Source organism: Streptobacillus felis, assembly GCF_001559775.1.
Classification (GTDB): domain Bacteria; phylum Fusobacteriota; class Fusobacteriia; order Fusobacteriales; family Leptotrichiaceae; genus Streptobacillus; species Streptobacillus felis.
In genome coordinates, this window is the sequence record NZ_LOHX01000209.1 from 1 (window position 1) to 531 (window position 531).

The following is a 531-nucleotide window of genomic DNA, read 5'->3' on the forward strand; positions in this document are numbered from 1 at the left end:
TGCAGGGGCAGGTGCTGATGGAGCTGCTGAACTTGAAGAACTTGCAACTCCATTAGTTCCACTTCCCGAACCTGATCCACTTCCACTTCCTGATCCTGAACCAGATCCAGAACCTGATCCTTGATTTGAACTAGAATTTTTTTCATTAAATTTAATAGTTCCATAATTTTGTTTTTCAGCAACTAAAGAATTATCTCTAACTATATATCCACCTTCAAAGTATAAATCTGCATAAAGTCCTTTTTTAGGTGTATTTCTATCATCTCTAGTATCATAAATTAAATCTGTTCCTAAGGCAAGTAAGGTATAATCTTGATATACTTGAGTTGCTGCCTCAGTTCCTTTATTTCTAGCGTACACATTTAATAATCTAGGTGATACTGAAAGATAAAGATCTTTAGTTAATCCTTTACCTAATTGACCATTAACACCAAATACATATTGTTTATCTGTAGGTTGTGTTAAATGTTTTTTAATAGTGTCATCTTCGTTTTTCTTAGAGCTATCATATCCTTCTAAATCTTTAGCTTT

General features: G+C 33.1%; 1 pseudogene. It reads right to left on the minus strand.

Going from position 1 to position 531, the window contains the following annotated elements:
* Window positions 1-531, minus strand: a pseudogene (locus AYC60_RS08980) (hypothetical protein); the annotation flags it as partial.